At 72.2% G+C, this 24,975-nt stretch carries 21 protein-coding genes; 14 read left to right on the top strand and 7 right to left on the bottom strand.

The window, feature by feature from the left end; genetic code table 11:
* Positions 1 to 31: 31 nt before the first annotated feature.
* Positions 32 to 2,077, bottom strand: coding sequence for a hypothetical protein (locus FDM97_RS08810; protein WP_254705541.1), 2,046 nt, complete (start codon positions 2,075 to 2,077; stop codon positions 32 to 34).
* Between the two features lie 327 nt (positions 2,078 to 2,404).
* Between FDM97_RS08810 and FDM97_RS08805 the strand changes: the two genes are divergently transcribed.
* The 6 genes from FDM97_RS08805 to FDM97_RS08780 all read left to right on the top strand — a co-directional run bounded on the left by FDM97_RS08805 (position 2,405) and on the right by FDM97_RS08780 (position 12,101).
* Entirely contained in the window at positions 2,405 to 3,919 is a 1,515-nt protein-coding gene (locus FDM97_RS08805) for a leucyl aminopeptidase (RefSeq protein WP_137989786.1), read from the top strand.
* Positions 3,920 to 4,200: 281 nt separating this feature from the next.
* The gene (lpdA, locus tag FDM97_RS08800; protein ID WP_137989784.1) at positions 4,201 to 5,589 is read left to right on the top strand and encodes a dihydrolipoyl dehydrogenase; all 1,389 of its coding nucleotides are present in this window, start codon (positions 4,201 to 4,203) and stop codon (positions 5,587 to 5,589) included.
* 58 nt (positions 5,590 to 5,647) lie between these two features.
* A complete protein-coding gene (gene sucB / locus FDM97_RS08795; protein WP_137989782.1) occupies positions 5,648 to 7,399 on the top strand; it encodes a 2-oxoglutarate dehydrogenase, E2 component, dihydrolipoamide succinyltransferase in 1,752 nt (583 codons plus the stop codon).
* Between the two features lie 107 nt (positions 7,400 to 7,506).
* Positions 7,507 to 8,130, top strand: coding sequence for a GntR family transcriptional regulator (locus tag FDM97_RS08790; RefSeq protein ID WP_137989780.1), 624 nt, complete (start codon positions 7,507 to 7,509; stop codon positions 8,128 to 8,130).
* Between the two features lie 281 nt (positions 8,131 to 8,411).
* The gene (gene aceE / locus FDM97_RS08785) at positions 8,412 to 11,108 is read left to right on the top strand and encodes a pyruvate dehydrogenase (acetyl-transferring), homodimeric type (RefSeq protein ID WP_137989778.1); all 2,697 of its coding nucleotides are present in this window, start codon (positions 8,412 to 8,414) and stop codon (positions 11,106 to 11,108) included.
* 30 nt (positions 11,109 to 11,138) lie between these two features.
* Positions 11,139 to 12,101, top strand: a complete 963-nt coding sequence (locus FDM97_RS08780) for a helix-turn-helix transcriptional regulator (RefSeq protein WP_137989776.1) — start codon at positions 11,139 to 11,141, stop codon at positions 12,099 to 12,101.
* On the opposite strand, the gene FDM97_RS08775 is transcribed toward FDM97_RS08780, so the two are convergent.
* Positions 12,092 to 13,012, bottom strand: a complete 921-nt coding sequence (locus tag FDM97_RS08775; protein WP_137989774.1) for an SDR family oxidoreductase — start codon at positions 13,010 to 13,012, stop codon at positions 12,092 to 12,094. The genes FDM97_RS08780 and FDM97_RS08775 overlap by 10 nt on opposite strands.
* A 100-nt stretch (positions 13,013 to 13,112) precedes the next feature.
* Between FDM97_RS08775 and FDM97_RS08770 the strand changes: the two genes are divergently transcribed.
* Positions 13,113 to 13,643, top strand: coding sequence for a DUF4240 domain-containing protein (locus tag FDM97_RS08770; RefSeq protein ID WP_137994734.1), 531 nt, complete (start codon positions 13,113 to 13,115; stop codon positions 13,641 to 13,643).
* 55 nt (positions 13,644 to 13,698) lie between these two features.
* Here the strand turns inward: FDM97_RS08770 and FDM97_RS08765 are convergent, their stop codons facing one another.
* The gene (locus FDM97_RS08765) at positions 13,699 to 14,541 is read right to left on the bottom strand and encodes an SDR family NAD(P)-dependent oxidoreductase (RefSeq protein WP_137989772.1); all 843 of its coding nucleotides are present in this window, start codon (positions 14,539 to 14,541) and stop codon (positions 13,699 to 13,701) included.
* Positions 14,541 to 15,332 (bottom strand): SDR family NAD(P)-dependent oxidoreductase, encoded by a 792-nt coding sequence (locus tag FDM97_RS08760; RefSeq protein WP_137989770.1) that lies wholly within the window; start codon positions 15,330 to 15,332, stop codon positions 14,541 to 14,543. The genes FDM97_RS08765 and FDM97_RS08760 overlap by 1 nt, the downstream gene beginning before the upstream one ends.
* A 124-nt stretch (positions 15,333 to 15,456) precedes the next feature.
* Between FDM97_RS08760 and FDM97_RS08755 the strand changes: the two genes are divergently transcribed.
* Positions 15,457 to 16,092 carry a TetR family transcriptional regulator gene (locus tag FDM97_RS08755; RefSeq protein ID WP_137989768.1) on the top strand — a complete coding sequence of 212 codons (636 nt, stop codon included), beginning with the start codon at positions 15,457 to 15,459 and terminating at the stop codon, positions 16,090 to 16,092.
* Here the strand turns inward: FDM97_RS08755 and FDM97_RS08750 are convergent.
* The gene (locus FDM97_RS08750) at positions 16,082 to 16,585 is read right to left on the bottom strand and encodes a GNAT family N-acetyltransferase (RefSeq protein WP_137989766.1); all 504 of its coding nucleotides are present in this window, start codon (positions 16,583 to 16,585) and stop codon (positions 16,082 to 16,084) included. The genes FDM97_RS08755 and FDM97_RS08750 overlap by 11 nt on opposite strands.
* 47 nt (positions 16,586 to 16,632) lie before the next feature.
* On the opposite strand from FDM97_RS08750, the gene FDM97_RS08745 reads away from it, so the two are divergent.
* Positions 16,633 to 17,532, top strand: a complete 900-nt coding sequence (locus FDM97_RS08745) for a TIGR01777 family oxidoreductase (protein ID WP_137989764.1) — start codon at positions 16,633 to 16,635, stop codon at positions 17,530 to 17,532.
* A 200-nt stretch (positions 17,533 to 17,732) separates the two neighbouring features.
* Positions 17,733 to 19,091, top strand: coding sequence for an NAD(P)/FAD-dependent oxidoreductase (locus tag FDM97_RS08740; protein WP_137989762.1), 1,359 nt, complete (start codon positions 17,733 to 17,735; stop codon positions 19,089 to 19,091).
* Positions 19,092 to 19,324: 233 nt separating this feature from the next.
* Here FDM97_RS08740 and FDM97_RS08735 read toward each other — a convergent pair whose 3' ends face one another.
* Positions 19,325 to 20,845 carry a regulator gene (locus FDM97_RS08735; protein WP_137989760.1) on the bottom strand — a complete coding sequence of 507 codons (1,521 nt, stop codon included), beginning with the start codon at positions 20,843 to 20,845 and terminating at the stop codon, positions 19,325 to 19,327.
* A gap of 367 nt (positions 20,846 to 21,212) precedes the next feature.
* Here FDM97_RS08735 and lipB point away from each other — a divergent pair, with 367 nt between their 5' ends.
* The 4 genes from lipB to FDM97_RS08715 all read left to right on the top strand — a co-directional run bounded on the left by lipB (position 21,213) and on the right by FDM97_RS08715 (position 24,276).
* Positions 21,213 to 22,010: a lipoyl(octanoyl) transferase LipB gene (gene lipB, locus FDM97_RS08730; protein ID WP_137989758.1), complete on the top strand. Its 798-nt coding sequence runs from the start codon at positions 21,213 to 21,215 to the stop codon at positions 22,008 to 22,010.
* 102 nt (positions 22,011 to 22,112) lie between these two features.
* A complete protein-coding gene (gene lipA, locus FDM97_RS08725; RefSeq protein WP_137989757.1) occupies positions 22,113 to 23,081 on the top strand; it encodes a lipoyl synthase in 969 nt (322 codons plus the stop codon).
* Positions 23,082 to 23,348: 267 nt separating this feature from the next.
* Positions 23,349 to 23,561 carry an SCO2195 family GlnR-regulated protein gene (locus FDM97_RS08720; RefSeq protein ID WP_137994733.1) on the top strand — a complete coding sequence of 71 codons (213 nt, stop codon included), beginning with the start codon at positions 23,349 to 23,351 and terminating at the stop codon, positions 23,559 to 23,561.
* A 10-nt stretch (positions 23,562 to 23,571) separates the two neighbouring features.
* On the top strand, positions 23,572 to 24,276 hold the full coding sequence (locus FDM97_RS08715) for a DUF4191 domain-containing protein (RefSeq protein ID WP_137989755.1): 705 nt from the start codon (positions 23,572 to 23,574) through the stop codon (positions 24,274 to 24,276).
* Positions 24,277 to 24,397: 121 nt separating this feature from the next.
* Here the strand turns inward: FDM97_RS08715 and FDM97_RS08710 are convergent, their stop codons facing one another.
* Positions 24,398 to 24,865, bottom strand: coding sequence for an RDD family protein (locus FDM97_RS08710; RefSeq protein ID WP_137989752.1), 468 nt, complete (start codon positions 24,863 to 24,865; stop codon positions 24,398 to 24,400).
* Positions 24,866 to 24,975 lie beyond the last annotated feature (110 nt).

Below are 24,975 nucleotides of genomic sequence, written 5' to 3'. Positions count from 1 at the left end.
GTGTGCCTCTCCCCCAGAAGTGACGTGCTGGTCAGGCGGTCGGCAGCTTGAGGGTGATCGCGGACTGCAGCGACTCCGGGGCCGTCCACGCGGACCGCGCGCCCGCGTACGGCGTCCCGAAGACCGCCGTGCCGAGGAGGAGTTGCTTACGGGTTCCCTCGGGCGCGGTGACCGGGGCGGTCACGCCGGAGGGCGCCTTGACGGTGACGGTGGTGCCGACGCGGTACGCGGTGACCTTGCCGGCCGCGAGGGCCTGATCCCAGGCGGTACGGCGGTTGAGCTCGGTGCCGACCTCGCGCTGACGGGGGTTCACCAGGGGGGTGTTGTCGGCGAAGAGGGTCCGGTAGTCGGCGAGGACCCGGTCGAGGACGGGGTAGAGGGTGCGCTCCTCGGCGAGGTTGGACTGGTGGACGTAGTGCGGGCGCGGGTCGTTCGCCACGATGTGGGAGAGGGCCGTGCGGGCCTCCTGCGGGACGATGTGGGAGGCGTACCCGGTGGCGGTGTCGAGCGGGGCGGGCAGGCAGGTGGAGGCCGGGTTGGTCTCGCAGATCCCGCTGCCGCCGTCGGCGCGCGAGGTGTAGACCCAGTTGTACTCGTCGGCCATCTCGGCGGCCGTGCCCACGTTGTAGTACACGTTCATCGGGTGGCGCGGGACGGTCTTCGCGGCGGCCGTACCGGTGCCGACGGCCCGCTGTCCGGGCTCGCGGGAGTTGTCGCTCGCGACCCACTTCACGCGGTTGTCGGAGAGCGCGCCGGCGAGGTTGGGGTTGTCGGTGGGCTGCTGCGGGAGGATCTTCAGGCCGGAGTGCTCGCCGGTGACGAGCTCGGCGCGGTCGACCGAGAGGCCCTTGCCGACGGCCCAGTTGTGGTTGTCGCGGATCTGCCCGGAGATCTCGGAGCGGCTCATCCAGAGCGTGCTGCCGCTGAGGTTCTCGGCGCACGTCCAGGGGACGGTGCTGGTGTCCTGGACGCAGCCGAGGAAGGGGTGGGTGTAGGTGTGGTTGATCCAGCGGTACTGGGCGCGGTCGGCGATCAGCTGCGCGGCGAGCGGGTCGGTGCCGCCGTGCTCGGTCTTCCACTGCTCGCCCTGGCCGCCGTTGTAGACCATGTCGAGCGTGAAGCCCGCGGCCTTCTGCCAGGCGGCCGCGTACCGGGCGTCCTCGGCGGTCATCCGGACGGGGTTCTCGCCCTCGCCCTCGTCCCCGACGCAGTCGAAGTCGCCGGGGGTGCAGTTGCGTTCGGTGTCCCAGCGCGCGTCGGGGGCGAAGACGTCGTCGACGTGGACGGAGAAGTAGTTCCGGCTGCGACCGAGGTGGACGCCCTGGGTGAGCCACTCGACGATGCCGCGGGCGAGCGCCCGGAACTGCCGCTGGTACTGGTTGTAGGCGAAGGTGACGACGAGCTCGCGGCGCCCGTCGTGGGCGTACTCGCCGATCAGGCTGGCCCGTCCGCCGCCGTCGACGGGGATGTCGAGGTAGCTGGTGAAGCCCTCGCGCGGGCGGCCCGCGTAGCCGTAGCTCTCGGAGATCGACGGGTCGTTGTCCTCGAAGGTCAGCGGCCCGTCGAGGTAGCGGAAGGGTCCCGCCCGGCCGGCGGTGGTGACGGAGGCGGCGGCCCCGTCGAGGGGGCCGGAGAAGCCGCCGTCGGAGGTGTAGTCGAGGCCGACGCCGGGGTGGGCCCAGGTGTACGCGTCGACCTGCGGGATGCCGAAGGTCCTGCCGTACGCGGCGAGCGCGGCCTGCTCGGCGGAGTCGGGGCCGAAGGCGGCCTCGTGGGGCAGCACGACGCCCTGGTACTTGGCCCGGGGGCGGCCGGTCGCACTGTCGGCCGGCTCGCTGAGGAAGCCGGCGTCGATCACCGGGCGGCCGGAATCGGCCAGATCGACCCGGCGGTACGGGACGCCGGTGGAGCGCAGCTCGGCGGTGATCGCCTCCACGGCGCTGCCGCCGTCGTCGACGACCAGGACGGTGAGGTCGATCCGCGGCACCGTTTCGGCGGCGCTCGCGCCCGCGGACGGGACGACGGTGGCGAGGAGCGCGGCGGCGAGCAGGGCCGCGGTCCTGGCTGTTCTGGGCATGCGGGATCCGGCAGAGTCCATCGGAGTGGTGTCCCCCCTCGACAGGCCCCCGCCGTTCTGGGAGGACCTGTGGAGATGATGCGGATGATGCAAAGGGGCTGGTGCCGCCCTTGCGGGAATGAGGCGAGTGTGGAGGAGCCCTCGGCCCTCGCGCGGTAAACGTGAAAGAGACACCACGGATGAGTGAATCACCGTCGCCGTGAGCGAACAGGACGAGCGAGCGTAGGCTCGTTCTCGGCGCTCTCCGGGCCGAAATACGATGCGGCGGGCACGGTCGGCCCATCCCTCGACCGCCACAGAACTCAATGGAAGCGAGATTTCACCACCGTGACTGCTCTCACTCTCAGCACTGCCGGTGCGGCGACGCTGCGCGCCGACGCCCTCGTCGTCGGCGTCGCGAAGTCCGGAAAGGGCCTGGTCGTCGCCCCCGGCGCCGAGGCCGTGGACAAGGCGTTCGACGGTAAGCTCGCCGCCGTCCTGGAGACCCTGGGCGCCGCGGGTGCCGAGGGTGAAGCGACCAAGCTGCCCGCCCCCGCCGGCCTGAAGGCCCCTGTCGTGCTCGCCGTCGGCCTGGGCTCCGCCCCCGAGGACGGCGAGGTGTACGGCGCCGAGGCGCTGCGCCGCGCCGCCGGTACCGCCGCCCGCACCCTGCACGGCACGAAGAAGGCCGCGTTCGCGCTGCCGGTCGCGTCCGCCGAGGACGCCGAGGCGATCGCGGAGGGCGCGCTGCTCGGCGCGTACACCTTCACCGCGTACCAGGACAGCAAGAACGGCAAGGACGCGAAGAAGCCGCTGGCCGAGGTCGCCCTGCTCGGCGGCAAGCCGCGCGACAAGGCCTTCAAGGCCGCCGCGGAGCGCGCGCAGGCGCTCACCGAGGAGATCAACCGCGCCCGCGACCTGATCAACATGCCGCCGAACGACCTCACGCCGGCCACCTTCGCCGCCCAGGCGCAGGCCGCGGGCAAGGAGCACGGCCTCAAGGTCCAGGTCCTCGACGAGAAGGCGCTGGCCAAGGGCGGCTTCGGCGGCATCCTGGGCGTCGGCAACGGCTCGGAGAACCCGCCGCGGCTCGTCCGGATCGCGTACACCCACCCGGAGGCGGAGAAGACCCTGGCCCTGGTCGGCAAGGGCATCACCTACGACTCGGGCGGCATCTCCCTGAAGCCGGCCGGTCACAACGAGACGATGAAGTGCGACATGAGCGGCGCCGCCGCCGTGTTCGCCGCGGTCGTCGCCGCCGCCCGGATCGGTCTGGCCGTCAACGTCACCGGCTGGCTGGCGCTCGCCGAGAACATGCCGTCGGGCTCGGCCACCCGCCCCGGCGACGTGCTGCGCATGTACAGCGGCAAGACCGTCGAGGTCCTCAACACGGACGCCGAGGGCCGGCTGGTCCTGGCCGACGCGCTGACCCGCGCCTCGGAGGAGAACCCGGACGCGATCGTCGACGTGGCGACCCTGACCGGCGCGATGGTCCTGGCGCTCGGCCACCGCATGTTCGGGATCATGGCCAACGACGACGACTACCGCACCGCGATCCACGAGATCGCCGAGGAGGTCGGCGAGCAGTCCTGGCCGATGCCGCTCCCCGTGGAGCTGCGCAAGGGCATGGACTCCCCGACCGCGGACATCGCGAACATGGGCGAGCGGATGGGCGGCGGCCTGGTCGCCGGTCTGTTCCTGCAGGAGTTCGTGGGCGAGGGCATCACCTGGGCCCACCTCGACATCGCGGGCCCGGCCTTCCACGAGGGCGCGCCGTACGGCTACACCCCGAAGGGCGGCACGGGATCCGCGGTCCGCACCCTGGTGAAGCTGGCGGAGCGTACGGCCGACGGCGAGCTCTGACCGGTGTGATCCGTGTCCGGCCCCGGGGAGGTCTCTCCGGGGCCGGACACGTTCACCGACAACGGAATCCGTACGTTCGTACACCCTGATCGCCCGTCCGTACGGACGATCGCCCCGTCTCAGAGACCGGCCCCGCGTCCCGCCTTCCGGGAACAAGTGCGAAGATGGGTTCTCGGCAGGACAGGGCCCCCACCACAGGGCCGAAATAAAAGCGGCCGAACACCAGCCGCCGCCCGGTCAGAGAAGACCGGCGACCGGCGCACATGCATGGAGGACGTGACGTGGCGAACGACGCCAGCACCGTTTTCGACCTAGTGATCCTCGGCGGCGGTAGCGGCGGTTATGCCGCGGCGCTGCGCGGAGCGCAGCTGGGCCTGGACGTCGCACTGATCGAGAAGAACAAGCTCGGCGGCACCTGCCTGCACAACGGCTGCATCCCCACGAAGGCGCTGCTCCACGCCGGCGAGGTCGCCGACCAGGCGCGCGAGGCGGAGCAGTTCGGTGTCAAGGCCTCCTTCGAGGGCATCGACATCAAGGCCGTGCACAAGTACAAGGACGACGTGATCTCGGGCCTCTACAAGGGTCTGCAGGGTCTCGTCGCCTCCCGTAAGGTGACGTACATCGAGGGCCACGGCCGCCTCTCCTCCCCCACCTCCGTCGACGTGGACGGCCGCCGCGTCGAGGGCCGTCACGTCCTCCTCGCCACCGGTTCCGTACCGAAGTCGCTGCCGGGCCTGGAGATCGACGGCAACCGGATCATCTCCTCGGATCACGCGCTGACCCTGGACCGTGTCCCGGAGTCCGCGATCATCCTCGGCGGCGGTGTCATCGGCGTCGAGTTCGCGTCCGCGTGGAAGTCCTTCGGCACCGACGTGACCGTCATCGAGGGTCTGAAGCACCTAGTCCCGGTCGAGGACGAGAACAGCTCCAAGCTTCTTGAGCGCGCCTTCCGCAAGCGCGGCATCAAGTTCAACCTCGGCACGTTCTTCCAGTCCGCCGAGTACACCGAGAACGGCGTCAAGGTCACCCTGGCCGACGGCAAGACCTTCGAGGCCGAGGTGCTGCTGGTCGCCATCGGCCGCGGCCCGGTCTCGGCCGGTCTCGGTTACGAGGAGCAGGGCGTCGCGATGGACCGCGGCTACGTGCTCGTCGACGAGTACATGCGGACGAACGTCCCGACGATCTCCGCGGTGGGCGACCTGGTCCCCACCCTCCAGCTCGCGCACGTCGGCTTCGCCGAGGGCATCCTGGTGGCGGAGCGTCTGGCCGGTCTGAAGACCGTTCCGATCGACTACGACGGCGTGCCGCGGGTGACGTACTGCCACCCCGAGGTCGCCTCCGTCGGTATCACCGAGGCCAAGGCCAAGGAGATCTACGGCGCGGACAAGGTCGTCGCCCTGAAGTACAACCTCGCGGGCAACGGCAAGAGCAAGATCCTCAAGACCGCGGGCGAGATCAAGCTCGTCCAGGTCAAGGACGGTGCCGTGGTCGGCGTCCACATGGTCGGTGACCGCATGGGCGAGCAGGTCGGCGAAGCGCAGCTGATCTACAACTGGGAGGCGCTGCCGGCCGAGGTCGCGCAGCTCATCCACGCCCACCCGACGCAGAACGAGGCGCTCGGCGAGGCCCACCTGGCCCTGGCCGGCAAGCCTCTGCACTCCCACGACTGACGCTCACGTCACGGGCGCGACGACCACTTTCCGCAATTCGTTAGGAGCAACTGAAACCATGTCGGTTTCCGTAACCCTGCCGGCGCTCGGCGAGAGCGTCACCGAGGGCACCGTCACCCGCTGGCTCAAGGCCGAGGGTGAGCGTGTCGAGGCCGACGAGCCGCTGCTCGAGGTCTCGACCGACAAGGTCGACACCGAGATCCCCGCCCCCGCGTCGGGCGTCCTCGCCTCCATCAAGGTCGCCGAGGACGAGACCGTCGAGGTCGGCGCCGAGCTGGCCATCATCGACGACGGTTCGGGCGCCGCTCCCGCGGCCGCTCCGGCCCCCGCCGCCGAGCCGGCTCCGGCCGCCGCCCCCGCGCCGGTCGCCGAGGCTCCGGCCGCTCCGGCCGCGCCCGCCGCCCCGGCTCCGGCTGCCGCTCCTGCCGGTGGCGCCACCGGTACGGACGTCGTCCTGCCGGCGCTCGGCGAGTCCGTCACCGAGGGCACCGTGACCCGCTGGCTGAAGTCGGTCGGCGAGACCGTCGAGGCCGACGAGCCGCTGCTCGAGGTCTCCACGGACAAGGTCGACACCGAGATCCCCGCCCCGGCCTCGGGCGTGCTGCTCGAGATCGTGGTCGCCGAGGACGAGACCGCCGAGGTCGGCGCCAAGCTGGCCGTCATCGGCGCCGCGGGTGCCGCCCCGGCCGCCCCGGCCCCGGCTGCTCCCGCCGCGCCCGCCGCCGCCCCGGCCCCGGCCGCCCCCGCCGCCCCGGCTCCGGCTCCCGCCCCGGCCGCCCCGGCCGCCGCTCCGGCTCCGGTCGCGCCCGCCGCCCCGGCCCCCGTGGCCGCTCCGGCTCCGGTCGCGCCCGCCGCTCCGGCCGTCTCCCCGGCCGCCCCGGAGGACGAGGGCGCGTACGTGACCCCGCTGGTCCGCAAGCTCGCCTCCGAGCACGGCGTCGCCCTGGCGTCCGTCAAGGGCACCGGCGTCGGCGGCCGTATCCGCAAGCAGGACGTCCTCGCGGCCGCCGAGGCCAAGAAGGCCGCCCCGGCCCCCGCCGCCGCCGCTCCGGTGGCCGCTGCGAAGGCCCCGGCCCTCGAGGTCTCCCCGCTGCGTGGTCAGACCGTCAAGATGACCCGCATGCGCAAGGTCATCGGCGACAACATGATGAAGGCGCTGCACGGCCAGGCCCAGCTGTCCTCGGTCGTCGAGGTCGACATCACCAAGCTGATGAAGCTGCGCGGCCAGGCGAAGGACTCCTTCGCCGCCCGCGAGGGCGTGAAGCTCTCCCCGATGCCGTTCTTCGTCAAGGCGGCGGCCCAGGCGCTGAAGGCCCACCCGGTCATCAACGCCCGGATCAACGAGGACGAGGGCACCATCACGTACTTCGACTCGGAGAACATCGGCATCGCCGTGGACTCCGAGAAGGGTCTGATGACGCCGGTCATCAAGGGTGCGGGCGACCTGAACATCGCCGGTATCGCCAAGGCCACGGCCGAGCTGGCCGGCAAGGTCCGCGGCAACAAGATCACCCCGGACGAGCTGGCCGGTGCGACCTTCACCATCAGCAACACCGGTTCGCGCGGTGCGCTGTTCGACACGATCATCGTGCCGCCGAACCAGGTCGCCATCCTGGGCATCGGTGCCACGGTCAAGCGCCCGGCCGTCATCGAGACCGCCGAGGGCACCGTCATCGGCGTCCGCGACATGACGTACCTGACGCTCTCCTACGACCACCGTCTGGTGGACGGCGCCGACGCCGCCCGCTACCTGACGGCCGTCAAGGCGATCCTGGAGGCCGGCGAGTTCGAGGTCGAGCTCGGCCTGTAAGGCAACGTAACGAGCCTCACCTGCGGCGCCCCCGCCCGGAAGTGTTTCCGGGCGGGGGCGCCGCCGTATTGTCTTGAGTGTCAACGCGTCCCTTAAGGAGCGGCTTCATGAGCGTCCCCGTCGTCCACTCGCTGCGCGAACAGATCCGCGAGCACATCGTGGAGGGCATCGTCAGCGGGCGCTGGAAGCCGGGCGAGCGGATCGTGGAGCGCCGGATCGCCACGGAGCTGGAGGTCAGCCAGACGCCGGTGCGCGAGGCGCTGCGCGAGCTGGAGTCGCTGCGGCTGATCGAGTCCTCCCCCAACAAGGGTGTACGGGTACGGAATCTCACGGCGGCCGACCTGGAGGAGAGCTACCCGGTCCGGGCCGGTCTGGAGCAGATCGCGGCGGAGCTGGCGGCGACGCGGCTCGCGGCGGACTGCTCGGCCCTGGAGCCGCATGTGGCGGCCCTGTACGAGGCGGACCGGACGGCCGACGGGACGGCGCAGGTGCGGCACACGGTGGCCTTCCACCGCGAGCTGGTGAAGGCGGCCGGGAACAGCGTGCTGCTGCACACCTGGGAGGGCCTGGGCATCGAGGTCTTCACGGCCCTGTCGATCCGCTGGCTGGGCACGGTCCAGAAGTCGTACGCGGAGGAGCACCAGGAGCTGGTGGAGGCCTTCCGCCGCGGCGACCCGAACATCGGCGCCCTCGTCAAGGCCCACGTCCTCGGCTGCGCGCCGAGAGCCTGACGGCATCGCACACCCCTGAGCGGGCCCCCGAGGAGGCCCGCTCATTCGTGCGCGCCCACCCTCATCCGCCTCCCCACCTGCGAAAACAAGGCACCGGGTGCCCATTTTCGCGGCACCCTGTGCCGACTTTCTCGATCCGAAGAGGTTTTCCCCCTCAACCCTTTGATCGATCATCGATCGGCGGCTTACAGTCTTCGGCGGGCCGCTACCCGGCCCTTCGCCCTGTCCTGCCACGACAAGGCACCCCTTCTCCACCCCCACCTGTCCGGAAGGCGGCGATCATGACCGATCCCGTAGGCAAGATTCCGAGCGAGCTCGACCAGCTCCCGGACCGTGACACCGAGGAGACCGCCGAGTGGGCGGCCTCCCTGGACGCCGTCACCAAGGCCGCCGGCCCTCACCGGGCCGCCTACCTGATGCGCCGTACGCTCCAGCACGCCGAGGGCGCGGGCCTGGCCCTGCCCAAGCTGCTGGAGACCGATTACGTCAACACCATCCCCACCTCCGCCGAGCCGGGTATCGACGGCGACGAGGAGATGGAGCGCCGGATCACCGCGTGGAACCGCTGGAACGCGGCCGCCATGGTCACCCGCGGCGCCAAGCACGGCGTCGGCGGCCACATCGCGACCTTCGCCTCCGCGGCCTGGCTCTACGAGACCGGCTTCAACCACTTCTTCAAGGGCAAGGAAGCCGACGGTTCCGGCGACCAGCTCTACATCCAGGGCCACGCCTCCCCCGGCATCTACGCCCGCGCGTTCCTCGACGGGCGCCTCACCGAGGCCCACCTCGACAACTTCCGGCAGGAGTCGGGGGGCAACGGTCTCCCCTCCTACCCGCACCCGCGCCGCCTCCCCTGGCTGTGGGAGTTCCCGACCGTCTCCATGGGTCTGGGCCCGCTCTCCGCCATCTACCAGGCGCGCTTCAACCGCTACCTGACCAACCGCGGCATCAAGGACGTCTCCGCCTCCCACGTGTGGGCGTTCCTCGGTGACGGCGAGATGGACGAGCCCGAGTCGACCGCGGCCCTCGCGCTCGCGGCCCGCGAGGGTCTGGACAACCTGACCTTCGTCATCAACTGCAACCTGCAGCGCCTCGACGGCCCGGTCCGCGCCAACTTCAAGATCGTGCAGGAGCTGGAGGCCCAGTTCCGCGGCGCCGGCTGGAACGTCGTGAAGTCGCTGTGGGGCAACGCCTGGGACGAGCTGTTCGCGCTCGACACCACCGGCGCCCTCGTCCGCCGCCTCCGCGAGGTCCCGGACGCGCAGGTCCAGACGTACCAGACCCGCGACGCCGCCTACATCCGCCAGGACTTCTTCGGCTCGGACCCGGCGCTCGTCGCGATGGCGCGGCTGCTGAGCGACGACAAGATCCTCGAGTGCTTCCACCTCTCCCGCGGTGGCCACGAGCCGCGCAAGGTGTACGCCGCGTACAAGGCCGCCCTGGAGTTCAAGGGCGCGCCGACGGTGATCCTCGCGCAGACCGTGAAGGGCTTCACCCTCGGTGAGGGCTTCGCGTCGAAGAACGCGAACCACCAGATGAAGAAGCTGTCGACCGACGAGTTCAAGGCGATGCGGGACCTGCTCGACCTCCCCATCTCCGACGCCCAGTTCGTCGACGGCGTGGTGCCCTACGGCCACCCCGGCGCCGACTCCCCCGAGGTCCGCTACCTCCAGGAGCGCCGCGCGGCCCTCGGCGGCCCGGCCCCGGCCCGCCGCACGCACGCGGTCGCCCCGCTGCCGACCCCGGCCGAGAAGGCCTTCGCCGCCTTCGACAAGGGCTCGGGCTCGCAGTCGGTCGCGACGACGATGGCCTTCGTGCGGCTGGTGAAGGACCTGGTCCGCGACAAGGAGACCGGCAAGCGCTGGGTCCCGATCGTCCCGGACGAGGCCCGTACCTTCGGTATGGAGTCGCTGTTCCCCTCGCTCGGCATCTACTCGCCGAAGGGCCAGACGTACGAGCCGGTCGACCGCGACCAGCTGATGTACTACAAGGAGGCCGTCAACGGCCAGATCCTCAACGAGGGGATCACCGAGGCCGGTTCGATGGCCGACTTCATCGCCGCTTCGACGTCGTACGCGACGCACGGCGAGACGATGATCCCGTTCTACATCTTCTACTCGATGTTCGGCTGGCAGCGCACCGCCGACCAGATGTGGCAGCTCGGCGACCAGCTCGGCCGCGGCTTCCTCGTCGGCGCCACCGCGGGCCGTACGACGCTGACGGGTGAGGGTCTGCAGCACGCCGACGGCCACTCCCCGGTGATCGCGGCAACAAACCCGGCGGCCCTGACGTACGACCCGGCGTTCGCCTACGAGGTCGCGGCCATCGTCAAGGAGGGTCTGCGCCGGATGTACGGCGAGGCCGCCGAGGGCGAGGACCGGGACGTCTTCTACTACCTCACCGTCTACAACGAGCCGATGCCGCAGCCGGCGAAGCCCGCGGGCGTGGACGAGGGCATCATCAAGGGCCTGTACCGCTTCAACACGGCGGAGTCGGCGGGTCTCGACCTGCCCGCGAACGCCGCGCGCATCCAGCTGCTCTCCTCCGGCACGGCCATCCACTGGGCCCTGGAGGCGCAGAAGCTGCTCGCCGCCGAGTGGGGCGTGGGGGCCGACGTGTGGTCCGCGACCTCCTGGACGGAGCTGCGGCGCGACGCGCTGGAGGCCGACGCGGCGCTGCTGCGCGGCGAGGAGCGGATCCCGTACCTCCGCAAGGCGCTGGAGGGCGTCGAGTCCCCGGTCCTCGCGGTGTCGGACTACATGCGCCAGGTGCCTGACCAGATCGCGCAGTGGGTCGAGCAGGACTGGTCCTCGCTCGGTGCGGACGGCTTCGGCCTCTCCGACACCCGCGACGCGGCCCGCCGCCACTTCGGTGTCGACGCCCAGTCGATCGTCGTCGCGGCCCTCGCGCAGCTCGCGCGGCGCGGCGAGGTCCCGGCCTCGGCCGTGAAGGAGGCGCGCGAGCGCTACGGTCTGTAAGGCCCCCGTCGGCCGGGCAGAATGCGTGTCATGCGCGCTGCCCGGCTGATCAAGATGGTGCTGCTGCTCCAGGCCCGTCCCTCGATGACGGCGGCCGAACTGGCCGCCGAGCTCGAGGTGTCCGAACGCACCGTCACCCGTGATGCCCTCGCCCTCTCGGAGGCGGGGGTTCCGGTGTATGCGGACCGGGGCAGGGCCGGCGGGTACCGGCTGATCAACGGCTACCGGACCCGGCTCACGGGGCTCGCGCGCGGCGAGGCCGAGGCGCTGTTCCTGTCCGGACTGCCGGGCGCCCTGCGGGACATGGGCCTGGAGGACGCGGCCTCGGCGGCCCGGCTGAAGGTGTCCGCGGCGCTGCTGCCCTCGCTGCGCGACGCGCCCGAGTCGGCCGCGCGGCGCTTCCATCTGGACGCGCCGGGCTGGTACCAGGAGCCGGAGACCCCGGGGTCGCTCGCGCCGGTCGCCGAGGCGGTCTGGGACGACCGGATGATCTTCGCGCGCTACCGGCGCGGTGAGCGCGAGGTCGAGCGGGAGCTCGCGCCGTACGGGCTCGTGCTGAAGGCGGGCGTCTGGTACCTGTGCGCGCGGGCGGGTGCGGCGTTCCGTACGTACCGGGTGGACCGCTTCACGGTCGTCGTGCCGGGCGAGGAACGCTTCGTACGGGACGAGGAGTTCGACCTGCCGTCCTTCTGGGCCGAGCGCGCCGCGGAGTTCGCCCGCTCGCTGCTACGGGCGGAGGTCGTCGTGCGTCTCTCGGAGGCGGGAGCGCGCCGCCTTCCGTACGTGACGGACCGGGTGGCGGCCGAGGAGGCGCTGGCGGCCGGCGCGAAGGACGCCGACGGGCGGGTGACGGCGACGCTCCGCGTGGAGAACGAGGAGGTCGCCGCCTCCCAGCTGCTCTCCCTGGGCCCGGAGGCGGAGATCCTGGCGCCGGAGTCGCTCAGGGCCCGTTTCGCGGAGGCGGCCCGGGCCCTGGCCGCGCTCTACCGGTAGTCCTCCACGCGGACGGAGGGATCGGTCTCCTTGGCGATGATGAAACCCCAGGCGTCCGGCCGCGAGCCGTCCGCGTCCGTGAAGCCGTACTCCTTCGCCAGCTGACCGCTGGAGAGCGACCGGCCGTTCCAGCGGGCCCGGCCGGGATCCGCCGCGAGGGCGGCGACCGCGCGGCCCACGTACACGGGGGACTCGGCGACGGCGAAGTCCGGGATCTTCTCGGTCGCGTCGCGCCAGTTCTCCTCGGTCACGCCGAACGTGGCCAGCATCTGCTCGGAGCGCAGCCAGCCGGGGGTGAGGGCGACGGCTGTGCCTCCCACGCTCTCGAGGTCGTGGCCGAGCGCGAACGCCATCCGGAGGGGCGCGTTCTTCGCGAGGTCGTAGAAGAAGTTGTTCCGGAAGCGGGTGTTGTACTCGGACGTGCCGTCGGTCATCTCGACGACCAGGCCGCCGGGGTTCTTGATCAGCAGCGGCAGCGCGAGGCGGGAGGTGATCGCGTGCGTCTTCACGCCGAGCTCCAGCATCCGCAGCCCGCCCGTCAGGTCGGTCTCCCAGACCTTCTTGTCGAACTCGATCAGATGCTCCCCTCCCCAGACGTCGTTGACCAGGATGTCGAGCCGGCCCTGCTCGTTCTCGATCCGCTCCACGAGCGACCGGACCTGGTCGATCTCCAGGTGGTCGGTGGGGACGGCGATGCCCTCGCCGCCGGCCGCCGTCACCAGCTCGGCCGTCTCCTCGATGGTCTCGGTCGCGCGCCCGACCTCGCTGACCTTCTCCCGGGTGGTGCGCCCGGTCACGTACACCGTGGCGCCGGCCGCGCCCAGCTGTACGGCGATGGCGCGTCCCGCGCCCCGCGTGGCGCCCGCGACCAGTGCGATCCTGCCGCCGAGCGGCTTCTTCTCCGTCGTCATGGAAGGAGCGTGACAGGAAAGTACGACATCTCCTGTCCGGATTGATTTTGGTCGTTTCCGGGTGCGCCGCTCTCCCCCACGGTCGATGCTGGATGCCGTGATGGACGAAACGGAGTTCTGGGAGATCATCGACGCCACCCGCGAGGCCGCCGAGGGCGATCCCGAGGAACACGCCGACCTGCTCGTCGAGCGGCTGCTGCAGCTCGACCCCGACTCCGTGCTCGACTTCGCCCGCCATTTCGAGGCCCGTTACAACCGCGCGTACCGCTGGGATCTGTGGGGCGCGGCGGCGGTGCTGCTCGACGGGGCGGGTGACGACGCCTTCGACTACTTCCGCTGCTGGCTGATCGGCCAGGGCCGTGAGGTCTTCGAGGGCGCGGTGCACGATCCCGACGCGCTGGCCGAGCTGCTCGACGAGTTCGACGAGGAGATCGACGGGGACGGCGAGGAGCTGGGCTTCGCCGCGGACGAGGCGTACGAACAGCTCACCGGCACCGAGGCCCCGGATCTGGGGATTCCGCCGCAGCCGGCGGAGCCGGAGGGGGTCGCCTTCGATCTGGAGGACGACGCGGTGCTCGCGGCGCGCTTCCCGCAGCTGTGGGGGCGCTTCGGGGCGGCGGTACCGGACTGACCCGGCTGAGGTACGGACCCGGGGGTCGTCCCCACCCCGGGTCCGTACCGGCCTGTCAGCCCGTCGGGAGCCGGGGGTCCACCTGGCCGAGGATCATGTCCGTGCGCGCGGGCAGCGCCTCGCGGAGCGTCTCGGGCTGCGGGATGACCCAGAACTTCCCCTCCGCGACGCTCGCGAAGACGCGCCGCGCGTGCTCCTCGGGGGTCAGACCGTGCTCGTCGCTCATGGTCTGGAGGTGGTCGGCGAAGCCGGTGACCTCGGGCGCCTCGGGCGGTTCGTTCGCGTCGGGACGCGCCGCCCGGAAGATCTCGCTCCGGACCGCGCCGGGGGTGACCACGGAGACCTGGACCGGCGCGCCCTTCATCCGCATCTCGTGGTGCAGCGACTCGGTGAGGGCGAGCACGGCGAACTTGGTGGCGCTGTACGGGGCCATCAGCGGGCTCGGCAGCAGGCCGCCGATGGAGGACACGTTCACCACCCAGGCCTGCTCGCCGCGCTCCAGCATGCGCGGGACGAAGGCGCGGATGCCGTTGACGTAACCGCCGATGTTGACGCGGAGCATGGCGTCCCAGCGTTCCGTCGGGATCTCCCAGGAGTAGCCCAGGGCCATGATCCCGGCGTTGTTGACCAGGAGGTCGACGGCGCCGAAGCGGGTGTACGCGCGGTCGGCGAGGGCCTCCACGGAGGCCGGGTCGGCGACGTCGGTGACGACCGGTTCGACCTCGGCGCCGGTCGCGCGCAGCTCGTCCGCGAGGGCGGCGAGGCTGTCGGCCGCGATGTCGGCGAGGACGAGCTTCATGCCGAGCCGGGCGGCGTGACGGGCGAGGCCGGCACCGATGCCGGAGGCCGCGCCGGTGATGACGGCCGTTCGGCCGTGGAAGACCTCGGCCGCGGACATCAGAAGTGCGTCCCGCCGTCGATGCGGACCTCGGTGCCGGTGATGAACGTCCCGTCCTCGCTCGCCAGCATCGCGACGACGCCGGCAACGGTCTCGGGTCCGGCGAAGCCCTGGCCGAGGGCGGGGGCGAGCTTCGCGAAGAGCGACCAGTCGGTGTCCTCGGGCAGGCCGGGGCCGACGGACTGGCGGCTGGCGCCGGTGCCGTCGGTCATGCCGGAGGAGATGGAGCCGGGCTGGACGGCGGTGAAGCGGATGCCCTGCTTGGCGTACTCGGCGGCGAGCGCGTGGGTCATGGACTGGATGCCGCCCTTGCTGGCCGCGTAGGCGGCCATATAGGGGTGGGCGAACATCGCCGAGGTGGAGGAGAAGTTCACGACGGCGGAGCCGTTGCCCTCCAGGAGGGCGGGTATCGCCTCGCGGATCACCAGGAAGGTGCCGGTCAGGTTGGTCCGGATGACCTGCTCGAAGGCGTCGAGGCCGGTCTCGTGGGTGTGCGAGGAGCGCAGGATGCCGGCCGCGTTGACCAGCACGTCCAGGCCTCCGCCGCCCAGCGCCGCGACGGCGGCGGCGACGCCCTCGCGTACGGAGGTCTCGTCGGCGACGTTCAGGACCACGGTCGTCAGGCGGTCGGCGTCCGTGCCCGCCTTGGCGAGGGTGTCCTTGAGCCCGTCCTCGCTGATGTCGGCGGCGACGACGCTGCCGCCCTCGGCGAGCATGCGCAGCACGGTGGCCTGGCCGATGCCGGAGCCGCCGCCGGTGACCAGTGCGCGGCGTCCTTCGTAGCGGTTCATGTCCTGTGGGACCTCTCGACGACGGGTGTGCTCGATATCGGGGACACCGTACGCCGAGGTGGCACGTTTTGCCATATCTGCATGATGTGCAAGGTCGGCAGGGGTGGGGCGTACTCTTCGTACGGTGAGCACCAAGCCCCCCTCCCTGACGGAGCGCCGCAAGGCCGCCACCCAGCTCGACATCGCCCGGGCCGCCGCCGAGCTCTTCACCGAGCGCGGCCCGGACGGCACCACGGCCGAGGACATCGCACTGCGGGCCGGGGTCGCCCTGCGCACCTTCTACCGCTACTTCCGCTCCAAGCAGGACGCCGTCGCCCCGCTCCTGGCGGGCGGCGCGGACCGCTGGCGGGAGTCGCTCGCGGCGTCGGAGCCGGGTACGACCGTGCCGGCGGCCCTGGAGCGCTCGATCGCCGAGGCGCTCGCGGCGGACGGCGAGGAGGCGGCCGAGGGGCTGCGCTGGACGCGGGGGCTGCTGCGGGCGGCCGCCGAGGACCCGGCGCTGCGGGCGGTCTGGTACCGGGTCAACCAGGAGTCGGAGGAGAAGCTGCTGAGCGTGGTGGCCCGGCTGGCCGGCCCCGGCGCCGACCCGCTGGAGGTACGGCTCGCGGCGGCGGCGGCCACGGACGCGATCCGGGTGGCGCTGGAGGCCTGGGCCGAGACGGACGCGCCGGTACGGGGCAAGGGCGCACCGGCCGAGCTCGCGGTGCGCTGTCTGCGCGAACTGATGGGCGGGATGGCCCCGCTGACGCCTAAGGCGTGAGCGAGCGGCCCATCAGCACGTCGTCGACGTACGCCCCCTGGAGGAGGAACTCGCCGGGCAGCACGCCCTCGACCACGAAGCCCTCGGACTCGTAGAGCGCGCGGGCCGGGGTGTTGTGGCCGAGGACCCGCAGCGTGATCCGGCTCCCGCCCTGCCGCCGGGTCTCCGCCATCGCCGCGCGCAGCAGCGCACGGGCCACGCCCCGGCCACGGGCGCTCTCGGCGACGGCGAGGCCCTGGATCTGGCGGACGTGCGCGTTGCAGGCCAGCGGGGTGGGCGGCACGAGTTTCAGATAGCCGACCAGGGTCTTACCGCCCAGCTCCGCGACCAGGTAGTCCTCGGGCCGGTGCCGCTCGTCGAAGAACGGGCTGTACGGGGGCTGCGGGGCGGGCAGTACGGCGTGCAGCGTCGACCAGGTGGCGCGGTCCAGCTCACCCAGTGCGCTCTCGTCGGCCGGCCGGGCCCGGCGTATGTGCGTCTCGGGAGCGGTCATGGCGGCCACTGTGCCACGGACTGGCCGGGGAGGGCAGGATGGGCCCCATGCAACGCTCCCGCATCGCCGTCACCGGCGCGTCCGGACTCATCGGCTCGGCCCTCGTGCGCTCCCTGCGCGCCGACGGCCATCACGTCTCCCGCCTCGTGCGGCGGCCCGCCCGGACCGCCGACGAGGTCGAGTGGGACCCGAAGCGGCTGTACGTGGACACCGCCGGGCTCGTCGGCGTCGACGCGGTCGTGCATCTGGCGGGCGCCGGGGTCGGCGAGCGCCGCTGGAACGAGGCGTACAAGAAGGAGATCCGCGAGAGCCGCGTGCTCGGTACGAAGGCGATCTCCCAGGCCCTCGCCTCGCTCGCCGAGCCGCCGAAGGTCCTGGTGTGCGGCACGGCCCTGGGCTACTACGGCGACACGGGCTCGCGCGCGGTGGACGAGAGCGCGCCCGCGGGCGAAGGCTTCCTGCCCTCGGTGTGCGTGGAGTGGGAGGCCGCGGCGGCCCCCGCCGAGGAGGCCGGTATCCGAGTCGCGTACGCCCGCACGGGTCTGGTGGTGGCCCGCGAGGGCGGGGCGTGGGGCCGTCTCTTCCCCGTGTTCCGGGCCGGGGTGGGCGGCCGGATGGGCGACGGGCGTCAGTTCTGGAGCTTCATCTCGCTGCACGACGAGGTGGCCGCCCTGCGGCATCTGATCGACACGGACTCCCTCGCGGGGCCGGTGAATCTGACGGCGCCGGAGCCGGTCACCAACCGGGAGGTGACGGCGGCGATGGGCCGCGTCCTGCGCCGCCCGACGCTCTTCACGGTCCCGGCGCCGGCGCTGCGGCTGGTGCTCGGGGACTTCGCCCAGGATGTGCTGGGCAGTCAGCGGGTGCTGCCGAGCCGTCTGTTGGAGTCGGGGTTCGACTTCGCGTTCCCGACGATCGACGACTCGATCCGGGCGGCGGCCGGCTGACACACCGTACGGTCCCGGGCAGCACCGCGCGGCCGCGTGCGGTCCGTGCGACCCCGTGCTGCGTGCACCCCGGTGCGCGCTGCTGGCGCCGGCGGGAAGGCTGCCTAGGCTGGCAGGTCCTGAAATGCGAACTCGGGCATTCCACGGGCCGGTTGGGGGCATAGGCCTCCCACCAGCCGCGCCGACCTGGGGAGGGGCACGTGCTCAGTACCGCACGCCATACGGATGGCGACACGGACGTCGTCATCGTCGGAGCCGGGATCGCGGGGCTCGCGGCCGCCCATCAGCTGACCAGGGCCGGGATCGGGGTCACCGTCCTGGAGGCCGGGCCACGGGTCGGCGGCCGGATGATCACCGACGACGTCGACGGCTTCCGGCTCGACCGGGTCGGGCCGCTGCTCACCACCTCGTACGCCGAGCTGCTCCGGACACCGGGCCTCGACGGGGTCGTGCTGCGGCCGTTCGCACCGGGGGTGCTCGTGCACAGCGACGGACGGTACGCGAGGACGGGCGAGGCGGGAAGCTCCACGTTCGCGCCCTGGCGCGTAGGGAGGGGGTCCCCCCACGCCCCCTGGGGCGTAGGGGGCGCCTTCACGGTGGCGCGCGCCCTTGCGAGCGCCCCTCGAAATCCGGCCGCGTCGCTCGACCAGGCGCGCCTCGGGGCCGGCCTGGCGCGGCTCGCCGCGACGCCCGCGCAGCGGCTGCTCGCCCGTCCGGAGCGGACCGCCCGCGAGGCGCTGAGCGCGCGGCTGCCGACCCGTACCGTTCAGGGGTTCCTGCGGCCGCTGCTCGCCGCGCTGCTCGGGGACCCGGACCTCACCACGTCCAGCCGCTACGCCGATCTGGCGCTGCGGGCGTTCGCGCGGGGGCGGCTGTGCGTACCGGAGGGCGGGTCGGCCACGCTGCCCGACCTGCTCGCGGCGGCGCTCCCGCCCGGCACGGTCCGTACGGGGGTCCGGGTCACCGACATCGCGGTCAACAAGGTCACGACCGCCGAGCACGGGGAGGTCCGCTGCCGCTCCGTCGTCCTGGCGACCGGTGCCCGTAGCGCCGCCGAGCTGCTGCCCGGGCTGCGGACCCCCGCCTTCCACGCGGTCACGGTGCTGCACCACACGGCGCCCGCCGCGCCCACGCCCGACCCGGTCCTGCTCCTGGAGTCCGACCCGGGCGGCCCGGTCGCGCACACGGCGGTCATGAGCGCGGTGGACCCCACACGCGCCCCCGGGGGCCGGGTCCTGGTCACCTCGACGGTCCTCGGCACGCCGCCCGACGACGCCGAGCGCCGGGTGCGCAAGCATCTCGCGACGCTGTACGGCACGTCGACGGACGAGTGGGAGCTCCTCGCCCTGCGCCACACCCGCGACGCCGTCCCGGCGATGCGCCCCCCACACGACCCCCGCCGCCCGGTGCGCCTCCTCGCGGGCCTCTACATCTGCGGCGACCACCGCGACACGAGCACCCCCCAAGGCGCCCTCACCTCGGCCCACCGCGCCACCCACGCCCTCCTCACGGACCTGGGCCTCCGCCCGGCCGCAGGCTCGCTCGCGGACGCGGCGTAGCCCTGGGACGGCCGGCGGCGCGGGCGCTCCCGGGCCGCCGGCCGCCGAGGGTCCGGCCGAGGGCCGGAGGGCGACGCCTGGTTTCGACAGCCCACGCAGGGCCGCGTCGCGGCGAGACCGCCCCCGGCCTCCGGCAGGGAGCGAACGGCGCCGGACGCGCGCACGCAGCACCGCCGACCGCCGGGCCCTACGGGCTCGGGCGGTCCCTGCGCCCATGGGCGGGGTCCCGCCCGCTAGCCGATCGCCGCCACGCGGTCGCGGTAGGTGCGGACCGCCGCCGCGTCGCGGTAGGGCTCCAGGCGGCGTTCGAAGTCGCGGACGTACTCCAGGGCGCGGGCCGAGCGCATTTCGGAGGCCTGCTGCGCCGCCTCCGCGCCCAGGGCGCACGCCTGGTCCAGTTCGCCGAGGCCGAGGCGGGCCGAGGCGAGGACCACGCGGCAGAAGAGGCGGCTGCGGGCGAAGCCGGGGGCGCGCAGTTGGAGTGAGCGTTCGGCGTGCTGCGCCGCGGACCGGTACTGCTGGAGGTCGCGGTGGCAGTGGCCGAACTCGTCGGCGAGCTGCGCCTCGTCGAACGGCCGCGCCCAGTACGGGACGTCGTCGCCCGGCCGCGCCGCCTCCAGCGCCCGCTCGGCCCTGGCCAGGGACGCGCTGCACGCCCGCGCCTCGCCGAGCACGCCGTGCCCGCGCGCCTCCACGGAGTGCAGCAGCGCCTGGACGACGGGCGGCGCGGCCGAGCCGACGCCCTGCTGGGCGACGCGCGCCAGCTGCACGGCCTCGCGCCCGTGGCCGAGGTACACGGCCTGCCGGCTCATGGTGATCAGGACGTACGAGCCGTACGCCCGGTCCCCCGCGGCCTGCGCGAGGCGCAGCGCCTGGACGAAGTACCGCTGGGCGAGGCCGTGCGCGGCGATGTCGTACGAGGTCCAGCCGGCCAGCCTCGTCAGGTCGGCGGCCGCGGCGAACAGGCGGCGCCCGACGGACTCCCCGTACGTGCCGCGGAGCATCGGCTCGGCCTCGTGCTCCAGGTACCGGACGAGGGCCTGCCGGGCGTGGCCGCCGCCGTAGGCGTGGTCGAGGGTCCGGAACAGTTCGCCGACCGAGCGCAGCGCGGCGATGTCGCCGCTGGAGACCCGCTGCCCCGGCCCCCTGTCGGTGCCGCGCTGTCGGGGCACCGAGGGACGGCCCTGCGGCGGCACCCGGGGGTCCTGGGCGAGGCGTCGCGCGTCGGCGCCGGCCGCCCGCACGTCGGACAGGAGCCGGCCGTCCGGGCCGAGGCGGCCGTTCGGCGACGCCCCGTCCCCCCGGCCCACCCGCTCGTCGGCCCGCCCGATCAGCCAGTCCCGGCTCGGGACCACCAGCCCCGCGGGCGTGAACGCGATCTTGCGGAGCTCGACATGGCTGCCGGAGTCCTTCCGCCACAGCCCGCTGACGATGTCGACCGCCTCCTCGGGCGTCGCCGCGAACTCCAGTCCCGCGTAGACCGGCGCGCAGGCGTCCAGACCGAGGTCCTGCGCCGAGAGGCGGCGGCCCAGGCGCCGGGTGAAGACCTCGGCGATCAGGGCGGGCGTGGTGCCCCGCGGCTGCTGACCGCGCAGCCAGCGGGTCACGGAGGTCTTGTCGTACCGCAGGTCGAGTCCGTGCTCCAGGCCGAGCTGGTCCACCCGTCTGGCCAGGCCCGCGTTGGAGAACCCGGCTTCGGCGATGAGCGCGGCGAGCTGGCGGTTCGGGATGCGCTGCGGGGGTCGTTCCGTCATCAGCTGTGCGGTCTCCTGCCTTCCGGGCCCGGGTGGAAGCCCGTATGGACCCTCATGGAACGGCGTGAATTTAGCGGCCCCCGCCGCCTATACCGCCTCCTTCGCCCCACATTCATCCGATCGTGTGAGGATTGGGGCCATCGCTGACGTAGGCGCAGCGTAGGAACGGCGTAGATCCGGTGGAGACGCCCGTGTCGGAGCCCGTGCTCCCACTCGTCAAGGCACCGGTGTGGGCACCCCCTCACACCTGCCGGACGGCTCTCCGCGGCGCCGCCGTACAGTGGCATGGGCGCGAATGACGCATGGTGCCGAGCCGGCCCGGGACGATCCCCGAACCCGGCCCCGGCACCCAGGAGGAGGCATTGCCGTGAGTGAGCTGCGATTCGTCCGTCTGGGCTTCGGCGAGGAAGCCGTCGAGTACCAGGTGGCCTGGGACAAGCAGCGCGAGGTGCACGCGGCCCGGTTCGCCGACGAGATCGACGACACCTGCCTGCTCCTGGAGCACCCGCCGGTCTACACGGCCGGCCGTCGTACGGAGGACAGCGAGCGCCCGCTCGACGGGACGCCGGTCGTGGACGTGGACCGCGGCGGCAAGATCACCTGGCACGGCCCGGGCCAGCTCGTCGGCTACCCGATCATGAAGCTGCCCCGCCCGGTCGACGTCGTCGCGCACGTCCGCCGCCTGGAGGAGGCGCTGATCCGCACCGCCGCCGAGTTCGGCGTGGAGACCACCCGGATCGAGGGCCGCAGCGGCGTGTGGGTGCTGGGCGACCCGGTGGAGCAGCGCCCGTCGCTCGGAGGGCTGTCGCTGGACTTCGACCCGCGGCTGAGCGACCCCGAGTTCGACCCGCGGCTCAACGGCCCCGAGTACGCGCCGTCCAACGCCGGCCAGCGCCGCGAGGACCGCAAGCTGGCCGCGATCGGCATCCGGGTCGCCAAGGGCGTCACGATGCACGGCTTCGCGCTGAACGTGAACCCGGACAACGCGTGGTTCGACCGGATCATCCCGTGCGGGATCCGGGACGCCGGCGTGGCCTCGCTGGCGAGCGAGCTCGGCCGGGACATCACGATCGAGGAGGTTCTGCCGGTGATCGAGAAGCACCTGCGGGAGGTCCTGGAGAACGCGGACCTGAAGCCGCGCGAGGTCGAGACGGCCTCGGCCTGAGGAATGCAGGGCGTTGGCCACAGGTTGGCCAGACGTAAGACTTGCGAAGCAACGGGCGTACCCTGGTGGACGCCGAAGAATCGAAGCTACAGGGAGCCGGTCGTGTCCGCAGTCGCACCCGACGGACGCAAGATGCTGCGCCTGGAGGTCCGTAACGCTCAGACCCCCATCGAGCGCAAGCCCGAGTGGATCAAGACGCGGGCGAAGATGGGCCCCGAGTACACGAAGATGCAGGGCCTCGTGAAGAGCGAGGGCCTGCACACGGTGTGCCAGGAGGCGGGCTGTCCCAACATCTTCGAATGCTGGGAGGACCGCGAGGCCACCTTCCTCATCGGCGGTGACCAGTGCACGCGGCGCTGTGACTTCTGCCAGATCGACACGGGCAAGCCCGAGGCGCTGGACCGTGACGAGCCGCGCCGGGTCGGCGAGTCCGTCGTCACGATGGACCTGAACTACGCCACGATCACCGGCGTCGCGCGCGACGACCTGGAGGACGGCGGCGCCTGGCTGTACGCGGAGACCGTGCGCCAGATCCACGAGCAGACGGCGGGCCGCGCCGACGGCCGTACGAAGGTCGAGCTGCTCGCCCCCGACTTCAACGCGGTGCCGGAGCTCCTGGAGGAGGTCTTCGCCTCCCGTCCCGAGGTCTTCGCGCACAACGTCGAGACGGTGCCGCGGATCTTCAAGCGGATCCGCCCCGGCTTCCGCTACGAGCGTTCGCTGGACGTCATCACGAAGGCCCGGGACTACGGTCTGGTCACGAAGTCGAACCTGATCCTCGGCATGGGCGAAACCCGTGAGGAGGTCAGCGAGGCGCTGCGGCAGCTGCACGACGCCGGCTGCGAGCTGATCACGATCACGCAGTACCTGCGCCCGTCGGTGCGCCACCACCCCGTGGAGCGCTGGGTGAAGCCGCAGGAGTTCGTGGAGCTGAAGGAGGAGGCCGACGAGATCGGCTTCTCCGGTGTGATGTCGGGTCCGCTGGTGCGGTCGTCGTACCGCGCGGGCCGGCTGTTCCAGCAGGCGATCGAGAAGCGTGGCGCGGTCTCCAACGCCACGCAGGCTGTGTGAATTCACGCACAAGTAGTTACCGGCCAGTAATGGCCGGATCCGTCGCGGCCCGTACGCACTCCCAGGTCAGGGAGCGTGTACGGGCCGCGTCCGGGTTTCCGGGGTCGCACGAATGGCCGTATCAACGTTTCATCAGTGTTTGACCACCGGGTCACGCCCTGGTAACACCAATCTGTGAGCCTGGCTTCACGCACCGCCACTTCGTGTGCGCCGATCCCCGCTCAACCCCCCACCTCATCTCATCCATGCTTGAGGGAGGACCCCGAGATGCAGGCCGCGACCCATGTCCGCGCCACCGCGATCCCGTCCGTCACCGACGCCCTGAAGGCCGTCGAGGCGCTGCTGCTGGCCGGCGGCCAGCGGACCGCCCGCCGCAACGCCTGGACCTCCGTCCTGGAGGACCGCCGCCGGGCCAAGGACCGGGTCGAGGCTCAGCATGTGATGGAGGCCGTGGCTGGCCACGCTTCCCGGGCCACGTAAACTTCAGGACATGGCGAGGAAGGCAAACACGGGCAGCGGAGACGCTGCGAACCAGGGGCGACTGAAGCAGATCGCCCTCACGTACAAGATGACCCGAAAGGCCGACCCGAAGGTCGGGCTTGTCGTCGCGGGCGTGGGCATCGTCGTACTCGGTGTCCTCCTCGCGATCGGCTTCGTGATCGGTCACCCGGTCTACCTGGGCATCCTGGGATTCATCCTGGCGCTGCTCGCGATGGCGATCGTCTTCGGACGACGCGCCGAGCGCGCGGCCTTCGGCCAGATGGAAGGCCAGCCGGGCGCGGCGGCCGCTGTCCTGCAGAACATCGGGCGCGGCTGGACGACCACCCCGGCGGTGGCGATGAACCGCAGCCAGGACGTCGTGCACCGCGCGGTCGGCCGGGCGGGCATCGTGCTGGTCGCGGAGGGCAACCCGAACCGGCTCAAGCCGCTGCTCGCGGCCGAGAAGAAGAAGATGGCCCGGATCGTCGTGGACGTCCCGGTGACCGACATCATCGTCGGCAACGGCGAGGGTCAGGTGCCGCTGAAGCAGGTCCGCACGAAGATGCTGAAGCTCCCGCGGGTGCTCTCCGGCCCGCAGGTGACGGCGGCCAACGACCGGCTGCGCGCGATGGGCGACCTGATGAGCAACATGCCGGTGCCGAAGGGTCCGATGCCGAAGGGCATGCGGATGCCGCGCGGCGGAAAGACGCGCTGAGCACCCCGATACGAACGAGAGCGCCCCGGAGCCGTCGGCTCCGGGGCGCTGTCGTTGTCTTTGCGGCTGTCCTTGCGGCTGTCCTTGCGGCTGTCCTTGCGGCTGTCTTTGGGGGGCGCGGCTAGATGCGGACCTGTACGGCGCCGGAGAGGCGGTCGTGGAGGCCGCGGCCGTCGCGGTCCCAGATGAGGGCCGGGACGGCGAGGCAGACGAGGAGGCTCCGCAGGGCGACGCGCAGGACGCCGAGCCGGCCGCCGCGCTCCGAGACCACCCGGAGGCCGAAGAGGCGCTTGCCGGGGGTCGAGCCGATGGTGCCGACCGTGAGGATGCTCATGACCAGCAGGATGCCGAGGGCCCAGTTGCCGGTCGCCTGGCTGTAGCCGTCGGTGACGAGGCCGTATGCGATCAGCATGCAGAGGGCCCAGTCGACGACGAGGGCGCCGATCCGCCGCCCGGGGCGGGCGATCGAGCCGGGCCCCTCCTCGGGAAGGCCGAGCTGCTCCCCCCGGTAACCGAAGTCGACGCCTGCGTCCTCGGCCGCCGCGCGGGGTCCCGAGAGCCACGATCCCATTGCTTGCCTGTTGTCCACGCGTCCACGGTACTGTGCCCGTTTTTGATCACTTCGGCCTGGGTGGGTGACGGCGTCCCGCGATGCCGCGCACACCCGAGCCGGTTAACTTGGGTGAAACAAATGGGTCA

It is taken from the genome of Streptomyces vilmorinianum (assembly GCF_005517195.1).
GTDB classification, from domain to species: domain Bacteria; phylum Actinomycetota; class Actinomycetes; order Streptomycetales; family Streptomycetaceae; genus Streptomyces; species Streptomyces vilmorinianum.
Note: the sequence above shows the minus strand (reverse complement) of the source record. Positions and strands in the feature narration are given on the sequence as shown.